Below are 14,375 nucleotides of genomic sequence, written 5' to 3' on the forward strand. Positions count from 1 at the left end.
CGCCCACCAACACCACACGGCACACAGCCGACGACACGCCGGTCTGTGCCGGAAAGTCATCCCAAAGGCGGATATCGCCCTGCCAGGTTTGCGCGGTACGTTCCTCTGCTACACCCAACCATGGCCGGGTGAAAGCCAGGAAGACCTGAGATGTCACAAAACATCCTCGGTAAGCCTCCTGAATCGTTGGCGGCGTTCGCTCTGGACGCCGGTGGACACGGAACGGCGAGAATGATCGGGACGATGGATGAGACGCGGAGCGTGCGGGTAACCCGCGCCGACGTGCGCGAGGCCCTCATGTGGGCACTCGAGCGGGATCGCGCCGCTCTGCTCGCGCACCGGGCGGCCGTGCACTCCAACAAGAGCGACCTCACGCGCCGGCGGGCCGACAAGGCCCTGGTCGAGCAGTGGCGTGCCCGCAGGCCGGACACCGAGCAGGGCAGCGCACCCGCGGAGTGACAATGGGCCGGTGAGTACAGGAGTCCAGAAGATGCCCCGGGTCCGTGCGTCCGAGCTCGTCGGGCGCGGCTGGCTGAACACCGGTGGCCACGGCATCACGCTCGCCGACCTCCGCGGCAAGGTCGTGGTGCTCGACTTCTGGACCTTCTGCTGCATCAACTGCCTGCACGTCCTCGACGAGCTGCGCGAGGTCGAGGAGCAGCACCGCGACGCGCTCGTCATCGTGGGCGTGCACTCACCCAAGTTCGAGCACGAGGCCGACCCGGACGCGCTTGCCGCCGCCGTCGAGCGGTACGAGGTGCGGCACCCGGTGCTCGACGACCCGGAGCTGGTGACCTGGGGCGCCTACACCGCGCGGGCCTGGCCCACCCTCGTGGTCATCGACCCCGAGGGCTACATCGTGGCCCAGATGGCCGGCGAAGGGCACGGCTCGGCGATCGCGGCGCTCGTGACCGACCTGATCGCCGAGCACGGGGCCAAGGGCACGCTCCACCGCGGCTCCGGGCCGTACGTGCCGCCCGCCCCGGCGTCGGGCACGCTGCGGTTCCCCGCCAAGGCTCTCGCGCTGCCGAACGGCAACCTCTTGGTCGCGGACGCCGGGCACCACTCCCTCGCGGAGCTCGCACCGGACGGCGAGACGCTCGTGCGGCGCATCGGCTCGGGTGAGCGCGGGCCGGCCGACGGCGGTCCGGACGAGGCGCGGTTCTCGGAGCCGAACGGGCTCGCCCTGGTGCCGGAGGACCTCAGGGCCCGCCTCGGCTATGACGTGGTGGTCGCCGACACCGTCAACCACGCCCTGCGCGGCGTGCGCCTGTCCGACGGTGCCGTGCACACCGTCGCGGGAACGGGCCGGCAGTTCATGGTCGGCGGCCAGGAGAACGTGCTGCGTTCCGGCTGGATCGACGAGGACTCCGCGGTACCCGGCGCACGGCTCGTCCCGGAGACGGATGGTCCCGCGCTGCCGTTCCACGCCGGGGACGACCATCCCGCGCGCACCGTGAACCTCTCGTCGCCGTGGGACGTCGAGTGGTCGCCCGAGCTCGGAGCCTTCGTCGTGGCCATGGCCGGCAACCACACGCTCTGGGCCTTCGACCCCGTCGCCCGGGAGGGGTACGGGAGCGTCCGCCTGCTCGCCGGGACGATGAACGAAGGGCTCGAGGACGGGCCGGGTGCCACCGCCTGGTTCGCGCAACCGTCCGGTCTCGCACGGGCCGCGGACGGGACGGTCTGGCTCGCGGACTCGGAGACGTCGGCGCTGCGCCGGATCCAGCCCGGAGGTGACGGCGGCGCGGAGATCCGCACCGCCGTCGGCCAGGGGCTGTTCGACTTCGGCCACCGCGACGGCGCCGCCGACCAGGCACTGCTGCAGCACCCGCTCGGGGTGGCCGCGCTGCCCGACGGCTCCGTCGTCGTCGCGGACACGTACAACGGCGCGGTGCGCCGGTACGACCCCGCCACCGCCGCCGTGACGACCCTGGCGACCGACCTGGCAGAGCCGTCGGACGTGCTCGTCGAGGTCGCCGGCGATGCCGTCCACCTGCTCGTCGTGGAGTCGGCAGCACACCGGCTCACCCGGGTGGCTCTCCCCGCGACGCTCGTGGGCGAGGTGCTCGACGGTGGCGCCCACCGGGTCGCCCGGCCGGCGACCGACGTCGGTGCGGGGGCGCTCCGGCTGGACGTGCCGTTCGTGCCTGCGCCGGGTCAGAAGCTCGACGACCGCTGGGGCCCGTCCACGTCGCTCCAGGTCAGCGCGACTCCACCGGAGCTGCTGCTCTCGGGTGCCGGGGACGGGACCGACCTGTTCCGCGACCTGGTGGTCAACCCCGACGTGCCGGAGGGCGTGCTGCACGTGACCGCGAAGGCTGCCTCGTGCGACGAGGTGCCCCTGCTGCCGAACGGCGAGCCGGACCCGGACGTGTTCCCCGCCTGCCACCTCGCGCAGCAGGACTGGGGCGTGCCGGTCCGCGTGGTGCCGTCCGGCGACGCGGAGCTCACGCTGCCGCTCCGCGGCTGACAGCTCAGCGGGCGAGGACCGCCGGAAGCTCGGCCAGGGAGTCGATGACCGTCGCACGCGCGGCCTCCGCACGCAGCGCGTGCAGGTAGCCCCAGGGGCCGCGACGGAGCAGGACCGGTCGCATCCCGGCGTCGGCGGCGGGCAGCACGTCGTTGTCCAGCCGGTCACCGACGTACGCGATCTCCTCCGGCGCGACCCCCGACAGCTCCGCGACCTTGACGAAGAAGCCGGGCTCCGGCTTCTGGACGCCCCACTCGTCCGAGGTGCGGATCGCACTCACCGGCAGGTGCATGGCCTCCAGCGCGGCGCGTGCCTCGGGCGGCTGGTTCCCTGCGATGACGACGTCGAAGCCGGCTCCGCGCAGCGCCGTCAGAGCGGGCCGGACGTCGGGATAGAGGTCGTCGGCGTCGAACCCGTTGCACAGACCGGTCGGGTCGTCGCGCGTCCACCGGGCGATCTCGGCCTCGACGTCGAGGCCAGGGCGCACCATCTCGAACGCGTCCTGGTGCGGCAGGTCGAGCGCGGCACAGCCACCGAGCACACCGAGGAACGTGAGCGGAGGCACCCCGAGCCGCTCGGCCCAGCGAAGCCAGATCCGGGACTCGTCGATGAGTGTCTCGCCGACGTCGAACACCACGGTGCGCACCATGGGCCCGACCCTAGGCCGTGTCAGAAGCACAGGTCACGTGAGTGACCCGTCCCTCTGACCCGTCCGGGGGCGTCGGACCGGTCGCGGAGGGGTCGGCGCAGCACGACGCTTCACGCCAGGTGGAACAGCGGGTCCCCGGCCTGGACCCGAGCCCCCGGACGGGCCAGCTCCTCGAGGCCCAGCGGGGCGAGGTCCAGGGCGACGACCGGTACCAGCGGGGAGCGGCCGCCGGCGGACACCTCGACGGGGGACCAGGCGATGAGCGCCTGGCCGGCCGCGACGGTTGCACCCTCCGCGACGAGCAGCGTGAACCCCTGGCCCTTCAGCTGGACCGTGTCGACGCCGAGGTGCACCAGGACGCCACGGCCACCGGCCGGGGGAGGGTGCGCCGCCGGGTCGCCCGGGGTGCCCTGGTCCGGCGCGTCCTGCGCGTCCTGTCCCGCCAGGTCGCTCCGGCCGACGGGCGGCGCCAGCAGCACGAAGGCGTGCGGGTGGAGCTTCACCACCACGCCCGCGCACGGTGCGACGACACGTCCGCCGAGCTCGGGGTCGGGGTCGATCGCGAGCCCCGGGCCGACGATGCTCTCTGCGAAGACAGGATCGGGCACGTCGCGCATCGCGACCACCCGTCCGGCGACGGGGGATCCGACGATCAGGGCCTCGGCCATGGAGCCATCCTGTCAGACGGCGGACTCCTCCGAGCGGAGCCGCGGCCGGTGGATCGCCACTCCATCCGCCGGTGCGAGAAGCACTCCCGCCCGAGCGAAGCAGCCCGACCGATCCCCCAAACAGCTCCTACCGACCGAGCCTCGCCCGGAGAGTCGCTCGCGTGTAACGTTCCCAGCGCACTCGACGACGAGCCTTGAGGGAGCGTACGGATGACGAGCGAGAGGCTCACGGGGGTCCCGGCGAGCCCGGGACGCGCGGTGGGAGCAGTGGTCCGGATGCCGGCCCGCGTGCCCGAGCCGCGGACCACCCGGCTGTCCGGTTCGGCGGACGAGGCCGTTCGCGCCGTCGAGGAGGCAGCGGCCCAGGTCGAGGCGGACCTGGCAGAGCGTGCGGGCCGCGCGTCGGGTACCGCGGCCGACGTCCTCGCGGTCACCGCGGCCATGGCCGCCGACCCCACCCTCGCCGCAGGCGCCGCTCGTCGCGTCCTGGAGGACCGCCTCACCCCGGAGCGCGCGGTGTGGGACGCGGCGGGCTCGGTGGCGACGCAGCTCGAGGCGCTCGGCCCGCCCATGTCGGAGCGGGCCCGCGACGTGCGCGACGTGCGCGACCGCATCGTCGCCGCCCTCACCGGGGCCGCCCCACCCGGCGTGCCCGATCCTGGGCACCCGTTCGTGCTGGTGGCCAGCGATCTCGCCCCGGCCGACACCGCGATGCTCGACCCCACGGTGGTGACGGCGGTCGTCACGGCCCGCGGCGGCCCCACCTCCCACATGGCGATCCTGGCCCGCGCCCTCGGCATCCCCGCCGTGGTGGCGCTGCCGAGCGCGAGCGACCTCACCGACGGCGAGGAGGTGGTCGTCGACGGCACGCTCGGTACCGTCCTGCGGTCGCCGGCCCCGGCCGACGTCGCCGGCGCCCGGCGCCGGATCACCGCCGTCACCTTCGACGGCCGGGGCGCCACCCGCGACGGTTTCGAGGTGGAGCTCGTGGCGAACGTCGCGGACCCCGCAGCGGCCGAGGCGGCCGCGGCCGCCGGTGCACGCGGCGTCGGGCTGTTCCGCACCGAGTTCTGCTTTCTCGGGCGGGGCGAGGAACCCACCATCGAGGAGCAGGTGACCGCCTACCGGGCGGTCCTGTCCCACTTTCCGGATCGACGGGTCGTGGTCCGCACGCTCGACGCCGGCGCCGACAAGCCGCTCCGGTTCCTCACGCCGGACCACGAGGACAATCCAGCCCTCGGCGTGCGCGGGCTGCGCACCGCCGTCGCGCACCCCGACGTCCTGGACCGGCAGCTCGATGCGATCGCCCAGGCCGCCGCCGCGGAGACCGCCGAGGTCTGGGTCATGGCTCCGATGGTCGCCACGGTGGACGAGGCCCGCGACTTCGCGGCCGCCTGTGCCGCACACGGCCTGGAACAGCCCGGTGTGATGATCGAGACCCCGGCCGCCGCGCTCCAGGCCCGGCACGTGCTGGCGGAGGTCGCGTTCGCGAGCCTCGGCACCAACGACCTCACGCAGTACACGATGGCGGCCGACCGGGACCTGGCCGGCGTCGCCGCCCTCTCGACCCCGTGGCAGCCCGCCGTGCTGGAGCTCGTCCGGGTGGCGTGCGAAGGCGGCGCGGTGCATGGTGCTCCCGTGGGCGTGTGCGGTGAGGCGGCGGCGGACCCGCTGCTCGCCCCCGTCCTGGTGGGGTTGGGCGTCACATCACTGTCCATGACACCCCGCGCACTGGCGGACGTCGCGGGTACTTTGGCAGGTGTGTCCCGCGACGAGTGCGCGGACCTGGCACGGACAGTGCTCGAGTGCCCGACGGCGCAGGCGGCACGCGACGTGGTCCGGGGACGTCTGCTCGCTTGAACCTCATCTGAACCCCCCGGTCACATGACAGTCACGTAGGCGCTCTAAGGTGGCCCGCATGCCCGAACCGATCTGGACCGAACCGCAGGAGCCGGGCGCGCCCGGTGTGCAGGTCACGCTCTCGACAGCGTCGGTCTTCCCGCGCCGTGTGCCGCTGGCCTTCGAGTCGGCCGCCGAGCTCGGCTACGACGGCGTCGAGGTCATGATCTGGTCCGAGGAGGTCACCCAGAACCCCCGGTCCCTCGCCAAGCTCTCGGCCGACACGGGTATGCCGGTGCGCTCCGTGCACGCGCCGACGCTGCTGGTGAGCCAGCGGGTCTGGGGCCGGTCGCCGGTGGCCAAGCTGGAACGGACCGCGGAGATGGCGCTCGAGCTCGGTGCGGGCACCGTCGTGGTGCACCCGCCGTTCCGCTGGCAGTACAAGTACGCCCGGCAGTTCCAGGACCAGGTGCGTGCGCTGAGCGAGACGACGGGCATCACCATCGCCGTCGAGAACATGTATCCCTGGCGGGGCGGCAAGCGGGAGTTCCAGGCGTACCTGCCCGGCTGGGACCCCGCGGAGCACGACTACGACGCCGTCACCCTGGACCTCTCGCACGCGAGCGTGGCGCAGCAGGACGCGCTGACGCTGCTGCACACCTTCGGCGATCGCCTGCGGCACGTGCACCTGGCGGACGGCAACCACGGCGCCCGGGACGAGCACCTCGTACCGGGCCGCGGCAGCATGCAGGCCGAGAAGGTGCTCCAGGAGCTGGTCGCGCGCCACTGGAGCGGCGACGTCTGTGTGGAGATCTCGACCCGTGCCGCCCGCACCGCCGCGGAGCGGCACGACGACCTGGCGGCCTCGCTGCAGTTCGCGCGTGCCTATCTGTCACCGACGCCGCAGGAGTTCCACACCCCACCCGGAGTAAGCCACCGGCCGCACGACGCCTGGTGACGAGTTCTGTGATCCTGCTCTCGAATGGGTTCGATTCCGTGCCTCGACGTGGCTAGACTGGGCCACTGTCGAGAACGTACGGCGCGGCGATCCGCCGCAGGGACCAAGGAGGTGGCGCGCATGACCCGCAGCGAGCCTCCGAGTAGTCCGAACCGCAGCTGAGCTGACGGTTCCCCGCCCGCGTCTCCGCGGGCTCTCGCGCACCGGTGCGCTCCGCCCTGACTCCCGGGCGTGAGATCCACCGGTCGTTCGGCCGTCCCTGCTGCGGTGTCCGTTCGCAGTCCGTTTCCTGCGCTCGACCCCAGGAGTACCCCATGGCCACGTTCCTGCCCTCCCGCCCCTCTCGCCCGCTGCTCGGCGTCCGGCGCCAGCGTCGCGCCGTCGTGCCCGACGTCGCCCCGAGCGCCGTCCAGCCCGCACCCCGCTCGTCGGTCGTCGCCGCCGCGATCTACGACGACGGCGTCCGTACCGCCGCCTACGACAACCTGGCGGAAACGTTCAGCGCGCTGCGCTCGCGGCCCGGCGGCATGGCCTGGATCGGGCTGGAGCGGCCGGACGAGGACGAGCTGACGTCCCTCGCCCGGAGTTCGACCTGCACCCGCTCGCGATCGAGGACGCCATCCAGGCGCACCAGCGCCCCAAGATCGAGCGGTACGGCGACACCCTGTTCGTGGTGCTCCGCGCCGCGCGGTACCTGGACGACCTCGAGGAGGTCGAGTTCGGCGAGCTGCACGTCTTCGTGGGCCCCGACTTCGTGGTGACGGTGCGGCACGGTGCGTCGCCCGACCTGGCGGCGGTGCGCAGCCGCCTGGAGTCGGACCGCGAGATGCTCGCGCGCGGTCCGGAGGCCGTTCTCTACGCGATCCTGGACAGCGTCGTGGACGGGTACGCCCCCGTCGTCGCCGGTCTGGACCACGACATCGACGAGATCGAGTCCGACGTGTGGGGCGGAGCGCCGGACGTGTCGCGGCGCATCTACGAGCTCTCCCGCGAGGTCATCGACTTCCAGCGGGCGGTCCGGCCCGAGCAGAGCCTCTGTGCCTCGCTCGCCAAGGGCGCCGACAAGTACGACGTCGACCCGGAGCTCCAGGCCTACCTGCGCGACGTCGCCGACCACCTCACGGAGGCCGCGGACCGCATCGAGGTCTTCCGCGCTGCCCTGCGGGACATCCTCACCGTGGCCGCCACCCTCGTCGCGCAGCGGCAGAACGAGGAGATGAAGCACCTCTCGGAGGTCAGCATCCGGCAGGGCGAGGAGGTCAAGAAGATCTCCGGCTGGGCGGCGATCTTGTTCGCCCCGACACTCGTCGGCACGGTCTACGGCATGAACTTCGACGTCATGCCGGAGCTCGACTGGGCGTACGGCTACCCGGCTGCCCTCGTCGCGATGCTGGCCGTGAGCGTGGGCCTGTTCGGCGTCTTCCGCTGGAAGCGCTGGATCTGACCGGTCCCCGTCGTGCCGTCAGGCGGGCACCCGTTCGGGCGCACGCGCCCCGACCGCGCGCAGCACGAACGACTCCGCGGCGCGGATGGTGCGCTCGCGGGCGACGGGTTCGTCGGGGATCAGGCGGCCGGACAGGCAGGCGTTGACGAGGTGCACCGTCGGCTCGATGTCCTGGGGCGGGAACGTCCCGGCATCGATCCCCGCGGTGAGGATGCGGCGGAGGATCGCCTCCACGATGTCGGCGTGCTCACGCAGGCGCTGCTGCGTGGCGCGCGACAGGACCGTCCGCAGGTCCGGTCCGGGGGCGAGGTGGAAGACGCGAGTGAGCTGAGCCTGCTGGCGGATGTAGGTACGCAGCTGTTCCACGGGGTCGTCCACGCCGTCGAGCGCGCGCTCCAGGGTGTGGGCGTACTGCTCGGTCTCGTGCGTGATGAAGCCGAGGAGCAGCGCTTCCTTGTCGTGGAAGTGGTTGTAGACAGCAGTGCGGCCGACGTGCGCCGCTGCGGCGATGTCGGCCAGCGTGATGGTGTCGAACCCGCGCTCCGCCATGAGGGTGGACAGAGCGGTGAACAGCTTGTGCCTGGTCATCTGGCGGTGCTCGTGCAGACTCTTGCCGATGATCTTGGGCATGCTGACATCATAGGCACGCGTCGTCAGGTAACCGGAACGCCGGATCAGGGCCCGCCGCCCGAGGCGCTGGACGGACCGTACCGGGCGGGCGCTTCCGCGGTCCGCGTCCACCGCTCGCGCCGCCGCCCGCGCCACTGTTCAATGGCCGGCATTTCCGGCTGTCATAGCAGTGAGACTCGGTCGCCCTATGAATATTCATAGGAATATGAGAGAGACTCGGCGGAATGATTACCGCGGAGTGTCAAACGCCGTGCGGTTGCTGTGATGAGGGCGTTTCCTCTCCGTAACATGCCTGCATCATCGTGGAGAGTGACCGGCAGTAAAGTTCCCGCATGACATTTCTGGCGGGCGTGCTTCCAGCGGAACACGCCTCGGGTCACGTTCTGATCCTGCCCAGTACGAACGGTCCGGTCGCCGTCAGCGAGCTCGCGGCCGCCTGGTTCTCGGAGATCGAATGGCTCCGAGAACCCTCCCGTACCGGGAGGGCGCGCCGGATGACCGGCGCCCGGTTCCGCGGCATGGCGCAGCCGGACACGATCGTCCCCGGTGTCCTGCGCCTGGGGGAGGGGCACGTGGCGACCGGGCCGTTCGAGGTCGGCGCGGGGCACCTCGCCGAGCTCAAGATCTCGGCGACCACGGCCGAGGCGTACTCGGTCAGCCGCACCGACGGCCTGCGCGACGTGCGCGGTGCGGCGCCGTCGTCGTACGACGACCGCGACGGCATCGCACGCGCCTTCCCGCACGCGCTGCCGCAGGGGGAGGAGCTGCGCATCGTGCAGTGGATGGTCGCGGCGGCGCGCAAGTCGGGTGGTGGTGTGCTCGCGGACGGCAGGCAGCCGCTCGTGCCCGACCCTGCCGCCTCGGTGAACCTCGCGCTCTTCGCGGCGCACCCCCTCCTGTCCGGTGACGTGCTGCCCATGCTGCGCTCGCTCATCGCCACCGCTGACGTGTCCGCCGAGCAGGTCACGGCGGACGGGTCGCCGCACTACACCCTCGCCGGGAGCACGGCGTACGACGGGGCGATCAGCATCGACATGGAGCGGGTCGACCGGGTGCCACGTGCCCTGGGTGCGCTGGACTGGCGCAGCTACGGGCCGTTCGCCTACCGCATCAGCTGGGTCCCGTCCGATCCCTACGAGCTGGAGCTGGAGCAGGCGTCGGGGCTGCACGTCATCGCCCGGGCTCGCATGCGTGTCTCCGTGGCGCGCCTGGCCGTGGCGCTCCAGAGCCGGATCGGGGGTGTGCTCGTGGACGACGGGGGCTTCATCGCCGCGCCCGAAGAGCTGGACGGGCGCCATGACCCCACCACGGGTGCCCCAGGAACTCGCGCCTGGGTTTGAGCGTCCCTTTAGTTATCCACAGATTTTGTCCACAGCCCTGTGTGCAGTGTGGGAAACCCGGGCCTGTTCCTGTGGACAAAACTGTGGGCAAGTTGCGGGTGAAAATTACAACGGTGGAGCAGTTGCCGGGCGTGCGCCTCGCGGATAGAAACGGTGCAATGGTTCGGCGATTCGGGTACTGATTCGGTGCGCTGCAGCAGTACCGACCGGCCCGAAGGTCGAATACATGGTTGACCGGAGAACGACAGGACGTCCCGTACCGCGGTGCGGGCTGTGGATGACGTCACAGGTGCCTGTACGGGGCCGGAAGACCGCCCGCGTCCGAGGTGTCCGCGAAGAAACAGGCCTGGCGATCCAGGTCTGGCGGATGTCTCGGGGCCGTGACGTCGACACGGCGCTCTGGTCCGCACCGAAGCCGGACCACGGGTGCGCGGTGATGCCAGGGCCCCCGGCCTGCCCCGGGGGCCCTGGCCTTGTGCCGGGAGCCGGGCCCCGATCTAGGCTCAGCGCATGAGCAACCTCGAGATCCGGCCGGCCGAGCAGGTCTGTACGGCGGGCGAGCAGAGCGACGGCATCGAGCTCCTCACCCCGCGCGAGGTACCGCTCGGCGGGCCGCGGGCGATGAACGTGCGGCGCACCATCCCGCAGCGCGCCCGGTCCCTGGTGGGTGCCTGGTGCTTCAGCGACCACTACGGGCCCGACGACGTGTCCGCCAGCGCAGGCATGCAGGTCCCGCCGCACCCGCACACCGGGCTCCAGACGGTGAGCTGGCTCTTCGAGGGCGAGATCCTGCACCGCGACTCCGTGGGTTCGCTCCAGACCGTCCGGCCGGGCGAGCTCAACCTGATGACGGCGGGGGTCGGCATCTCCCACTCGGAGGAGTCGCCGGCAGAAGGGCGCCCGCCCCTGCTGCACGGCGTGCAGCTGTGGACGGCGCTGCCCGGATCGGCCCTCGGCGTCGACCCGCACTTCGAGCACCACGGCGACCTACCGGTCGCGCGGCACGACGGTGCCGTCGTGCAGGTGTTCATCGGGCGCCTGGCGGTCGCGGGCGAGGAGCTGTACTCGCCCGCGACGACGTACACGCCGCTGGTGGGAGCGCAGATCGACCTGGAGCCGGGCGCGGAGGTGCGGCTCGACGTCGATCCGGCGCACGAGCACGCCCTGCTCGTGGACACCGGCGACGTGACGTTCGAGGGGCGTGCCGTGCCCCCGGCCAACCTCGGCTACGCGGCACCTGGACGGCCCGCCCTGGTGGTGCGCGCGGCGGCGGGTGCACCGGCGCGCGTGATCCTGATCGGCGGCCTGCCGTTCACCGAGGACGTCATCATGTGGTGGAACTTCATGGGCCGCACGCACGAGGACATCGTCAAGGCTCGCGACGACTGGATGGCCCTCGTTGCGGAGCTCGGCCCGGCGGACGGGTCGGGAGACGGGGCGACGGCATACACGGACGGCGCCGCCGCGCGTCGCTTCGGCCAGGTGCTCGGCTACCCGAGCGGGCCGCTGCGCGCGCCCGCGCTGCCGGACCTGCGCCTCAAGCCGAGGGCGCGCCCGGGTCAGGGCTGACCTGCCGCAGCAGCGGCGGGTGCAGCACGGTCGCCGTCGGGTCGACGCCGGGCGCGAGGCGGTAGAGCTCGGCCGGCCGGCCGGGGCCGCCCCCGCCCAGCCGCCCGGTCGGCTCCAGGAAGCCCGGCGTGCCCGTCGCCTTCCGGTGGAAGTTCCGGGCGTCCAGCCGGGTGCCCCAGACCGCCTCGTACACGCCGCGGAGCTCCGCGACCGTGAACTCCGCCGGGCAGAACGCCGCGGCGAGGGGCGAGTACTCGATCTTGGCGCGGGCCCGCTCCACGCCGTCGGCCAGGATGCGGTCGTGGTCGAAGGCGAGGTGCACGGCGCCGTCGCCGACGGTGACCCAGCGGGCCTCGGCCGCGTCGCCGCCCGCAGCCGGCAGCCCGAAGGCGGGCGCGAGCAGCAGGTAGGCGACCGACAGCACGGGGCCGCGCGGATCGCGGTCGAGCGGGCCGTACGTCCGTAGCTGCTCGAGATGCCACGGCCCGACGCCCGTCGCGCCGGCGGGAGCCGTCAGCCCCGTCTCCTCGGCGAGCTCCCGCTCCGCCGCACGCTCCAGGGTCTCGCCCGGCAGCACGAACCCGCCGGGGAGCGCGGCGCGGCCACGGAACGGCTCCAGGAGGCGGTCGACCACGAGGGCCTGCAGAGTGCCGCCGCGCACCGTCAGGGCTACGACGTCGACGGTGACGGGGAACGAGCCCGCCGTGCCGGGTACGGCGGGAAGGGCTGGTGCGGTGCGGGCCATGACAACGACCGTACATTCTCGTCACCTTGACGAAAAGCGGAGCCAGTAGATATCGTCAAGGTGACGACAATGACGAGGAGAAGCCGGCGATGGCAACCATCAAGCACTACCCCTGGGTCCGCCAGTTCCTGGGCTCTGCGAGCGACTACGTGGTGCACCTCAGCAAGGGCCGCGTGCGGCACGAGGGTGTGGGCCAGGCCTTCTGGTTCCGTCCCGACACCTCGGTGCTGAGCGAGGTTCCCGCCACGGACCAGGAGCTCCCGGTCCTGTTCCACGCGGTGACGCGCGACCAGCAGGACGTGAGCGTGCAGTCCAACGTCACCTACCGGTTCGGTGACCCGGTGCTCGCGTCCCAGCGTCTCGACTTCGGGATCTTCCCGGTCACGGAGAAGGGGCGGGAGGCGAGCGGCCGGCAGCAGGTGGGTGCCATCGTGGGTCAGCTCGCGCAGAGCCTCACGGTCGACCTGATCGCCACGCTGGACCTGGCCGAGGCGCTGGAGTCCGGCATCGGGCGCGTCCGTTCGGCGCTCGGAGCGCTCGGCGACGACGCGCGCCTGGCCGCGACGGGCATCGAGGTGCTGGGCGTACGGGTGCTCGCGGTCCGGCCGGAGGGCGACGTCGAGAAGGCCCTGCGTACACCGGTCCGCGAACGGCTCCAGTCCGAGGCCGACCGGGCGACCTACGAACGGCGCGCGGTCGCCGTCGAGCGCGAGCGGAAGATCGCGGAGAACGAGCTGGCGAGCCAGATCGAGCTCGCCGCGCGCCGCGAGCAGCTCGTCGCCCAGGAGGGTGCGAACAAGCGCCGTGAGGCGGAGGAGGAGGCGGCGGCCGCCTTGGTGTCGGCGAGGTCCGACGCCGAGCGGCGCGAGATCGCCGCAACCGCGCAGGCGGCCTCGCTGCGGCAGCTCGGTGAGGCCGAGGCGGCCAAGGAGTCGGCGCTCATGGAGGTGTACTCGAACGTCGGGCGGGATGTCCTCACGGCGCTCGCCCTGCGCGACGCCGCGCCGCACCTGCCCGCCGTCGGCTCGCTGACGGTCACGCCCGACCTGGTGAGCGGCCTCCTGAGCGCGCTGACCGCCCGGTCGAGCGATCCGACGCCGGACGGCGTGCCGGCCGCGGAGCGCTGACGTGGCGCTCCGCACCCGGGCGGTGCTGGTGCACCGCCGTACCGAGCTCGACGAGCTGCTCGACCGGCACGCCACGCGCGGCCAGGCGGAGTTCTTCCTCCGCACCCGCGGCCGCACGCTGGCGGACGTCGAGGCGCGGCACGAGGCCGCGACGTCGGCCCGCAGCGCGGTCGCGGCGAGCGTGCCCTCCGACTGGGCGCTGGCGGAGGTGGAGCGGACCGACCTGGACCGCTTCCTCTTCGCGCCCGAGGACGTCGTGCTCGTGGTGGGCCAGGACGGGCTGGTCGCGAACGTGGCCAAGTACCTGGACCGGCAGCTCGTCGTCGGCGTCGACCCGGAGCCGGGGACCAACCTCGGTGTCCTGGTACGGCACGACGTCGGCGACGTCGCCGAGATCATCGGCAGCCTCGCGGCCCCGCGGGCCGGCGCGGGCGAGGGCCCGTTCTCGGCCGTGCGCTGCGACGAGCTCACCATGGTCAGTGCGCGGCTCGACGACGGCCAGGAGCTCCGCGCCGTCAACGAGCTGTTCCTGGGGCATCCGAGTCACCAGTCGGCGCGCTACGTGCTCGGGGCCGACGGCGGTGCGGAGCGCCAGTCGTCGTCAGGCCTGATCGTCAGCACGGGCACCGGCGCCACCGGGTGGTGCGCCTCGATCGCGCACGACCGGGGCGGCCGCAGGCTGCCCGGGCCGACGGACCGGGCACTGGCCTGGTTCGTGCGGGAGGCATGGCCGTCGCCGGTCACCGGCGTCACGATGACGGAGGGCGTGCTCGGGAGGGGCGGTGAGCTCGTGGTGACCGCCCAGTCCGACCGGCTGGTGGTGTTCGGGGACGGCATGGAGGCCGACCGGCTCGAGGTCTCGTGGGGCCAGGAGGTCCGGGTCGGGGTGGCCGAGCGGCGGCTTCGGCTCCTGTGAGGACCGGGCGGGTCGGT

The 14,375-nt window shown here is 72.7% G+C and carries 12 protein-coding genes and 1 pseudogene; 9 read left to right on the forward strand and 4 right to left on the reverse strand.

Annotation, left to right across the window (positions count from 1 at the left end; translation table 11 throughout):
- Positions 1-243 precede the first annotated feature (243 nt).
- Both ACFSL2_RS18610 and ACFSL2_RS18615 read left to right on the forward strand, forming a co-directional pair.
- On the forward strand, positions 244-459 hold the full coding sequence (locus ACFSL2_RS18610) for a hypothetical protein (RefSeq protein ID WP_377199268.1): 216 nt from the start codon (positions 244-246) through the stop codon (positions 457-459).
- 31 nt (positions 460-490) lie between these two features.
- Positions 491-2,473, forward strand: coding sequence for an NHL domain-containing thioredoxin family protein (locus ACFSL2_RS18615; protein ID WP_377200852.1), 1,983 nt, complete (start codon positions 491-493; stop codon positions 2,471-2,473).
- A 4-nt stretch (positions 2,474-2,477) separates the two neighbouring features.
- Here the strand turns inward: ACFSL2_RS18615 and ACFSL2_RS18620 are convergent, their stop codons facing one another.
- Positions 2,478-3,122, reverse strand: a complete 645-nt coding sequence (locus tag ACFSL2_RS18620) for an HAD family hydrolase (protein WP_377199269.1) — start codon at positions 3,120-3,122, stop codon at positions 2,478-2,480.
- A gap of 110 nt (positions 3,123-3,232) precedes the next feature.
- Positions 3,233-3,790, reverse strand: coding sequence for a PTS sugar transporter subunit IIA (locus tag ACFSL2_RS18625; protein ID WP_377199270.1), 558 nt, complete (start codon positions 3,788-3,790; stop codon positions 3,233-3,235).
- A gap of 210 nt (positions 3,791-4,000) precedes the next feature.
- On the opposite strand from ACFSL2_RS18625, the gene ptsP reads away from it, so the two are divergent.
- From ptsP to ACFSL2_RS18640, 3 genes and pseudogenes are all read left to right on the forward strand, one after another.
- Complete coding sequence (ptsP, locus tag ACFSL2_RS18630; RefSeq protein ID WP_377199271.1) at positions 4,001-5,650, forward strand: phosphoenolpyruvate--protein phosphotransferase; 1,650 nt, start codon at positions 4,001-4,003, stop codon at positions 5,648-5,650.
- 58 nt (positions 5,651-5,708) lie between these two features.
- On the forward strand, positions 5,709-6,587 hold the full coding sequence (locus ACFSL2_RS18635) for a sugar phosphate isomerase/epimerase family protein (RefSeq protein ID WP_377199272.1): 879 nt from the start codon (positions 5,709-5,711) through the stop codon (positions 6,585-6,587).
- A gap of 314 nt (positions 6,588-6,901) precedes the next feature.
- A pseudogene (locus ACFSL2_RS18640) lies at positions 6,902-8,031 on the forward strand (magnesium and cobalt transport protein CorA).
- An 18-nt stretch (positions 8,032-8,049) separates the two neighbouring features.
- Here ACFSL2_RS18640 and ACFSL2_RS18645 read toward each other — a convergent pair.
- Complete coding sequence (locus ACFSL2_RS18645; protein ID WP_377199273.1) at positions 8,050-8,661, reverse strand: TetR/AcrR family transcriptional regulator; 612 nt, start codon at positions 8,659-8,661, stop codon at positions 8,050-8,052.
- A gap of 332 nt (positions 8,662-8,993) precedes the next feature.
- Here ACFSL2_RS18645 and ACFSL2_RS18650 point away from each other — a divergent pair, with 332 nt between their 5' ends.
- On the forward strand, positions 8,994-10,001 hold the full coding sequence (locus tag ACFSL2_RS18650) for a hypothetical protein (RefSeq protein ID WP_377199274.1): 1,008 nt from the start codon (positions 8,994-8,996) through the stop codon (positions 9,999-10,001).
- 510 nt (positions 10,002-10,511) lie between these two features.
- Positions 10,512-11,570 carry a pirin family protein gene (locus ACFSL2_RS18655; protein ID WP_377199275.1) on the forward strand — a complete coding sequence of 353 codons (1,059 nt, stop codon included), beginning with the start codon at positions 10,512-10,514 and terminating at the stop codon, positions 11,568-11,570.
- Here the strand turns inward: ACFSL2_RS18655 and ACFSL2_RS18660 are convergent.
- Positions 11,539-12,315: an NUDIX domain-containing protein gene (locus ACFSL2_RS18660; RefSeq protein WP_377199276.1), complete on the reverse strand. Its 777-nt coding sequence runs from the start codon at positions 12,313-12,315 to the stop codon at positions 11,539-11,541. The genes ACFSL2_RS18655 and ACFSL2_RS18660 overlap by 32 nt on opposite strands.
- Positions 12,316-12,404: 89 nt before the next feature.
- Between ACFSL2_RS18660 and ACFSL2_RS18665 the strand changes: the two genes are divergently transcribed.
- Complete coding sequence (locus tag ACFSL2_RS18665; RefSeq protein ID WP_377199277.1) at positions 12,405-13,442, forward strand: SPFH domain-containing protein; 1,038 nt, start codon at positions 12,405-12,407, stop codon at positions 13,440-13,442.
- Between the two features lies 1 nt (position 13,443).
- Positions 13,444-14,358 carry a diacylglycerol kinase catalytic domain-containing protein gene (locus tag ACFSL2_RS18670; protein WP_377199278.1) on the forward strand — a complete coding sequence of 305 codons (915 nt, stop codon included), beginning with the start codon at positions 13,444-13,446 and terminating at the stop codon, positions 14,356-14,358.
- Positions 14,359-14,375 lie beyond the last annotated feature (17 nt).

The sequence above is a fragment of the Promicromonospora aerolata genome, assembly GCF_042682255.1.
Taxonomy (GTDB): Bacteria; Actinomycetota; Actinomycetes; order Actinomycetales; family Cellulomonadaceae; genus Promicromonospora; species Promicromonospora aerolata.

What these genes read in the sequence shown, in the direction of transcription:
- ACFSL2_RS18610 (WP_377199268.1), top strand. Translation starts at nt 244, where the DNA reads ATGGATGAGACGCGGAGCGTGCGGGTAACCCGCGCCGACGTGCGCGAG.
- ACFSL2_RS18615 (WP_377200852.1), top strand. Translation starts at nt 491, where the DNA reads ATGCCCCGGGTCCGTGCGTCCGAGCTCGTCGGGCGCGGCTGGCTGAAC.
- ACFSL2_RS18620 (WP_377199269.1), bottom strand. Translation starts at nt 3,122, where the DNA reads ATGGTGCGCACCGTGGTGTTCGACGTCGGCGAGACACTCATCGACGAG.
- ACFSL2_RS18625 (WP_377199270.1), bottom strand. Translation starts at nt 3,790, where the DNA reads ATGGCCGAGGCCCTGATCGTCGGATCCCCCGTCGCCGGACGGGTGGTC.
- ptsP (WP_377199271.1), top strand. Translation starts at nt 4,001, where the DNA reads ATGACGAGCGAGAGGCTCACGGGGGTCCCGGCGAGCCCGGGACGCGCG.
- ACFSL2_RS18635 (WP_377199272.1), top strand. Translation starts at nt 5,709, where the DNA reads ATGCCCGAACCGATCTGGACCGAACCGCAGGAGCCGGGCGCGCCCGGT.
- ACFSL2_RS18645 (WP_377199273.1), bottom strand. Translation starts at nt 8,661, where the DNA reads ATGCCCAAGATCATCGGCAAGAGTCTGCACGAGCACCGCCAGATGACC.
- ACFSL2_RS18650 (WP_377199274.1), top strand. Translation starts at nt 8,994, where the DNA reads ATGACATTTCTGGCGGGCGTGCTTCCAGCGGAACACGCCTCGGGTCAC.
- ACFSL2_RS18655 (WP_377199275.1), top strand. Translation starts at nt 10,512, where the DNA reads ATGAGCAACCTCGAGATCCGGCCGGCCGAGCAGGTCTGTACGGCGGGC.
- ACFSL2_RS18660 (WP_377199276.1), bottom strand. Translation starts at nt 12,315, where the DNA reads ATGGCCCGCACCGCACCAGCCCTTCCCGCCGTACCCGGCACGGCGGGC.
- ACFSL2_RS18665 (WP_377199277.1), top strand. Translation starts at nt 12,405, where the DNA reads ATGGCAACCATCAAGCACTACCCCTGGGTCCGCCAGTTCCTGGGCTCT.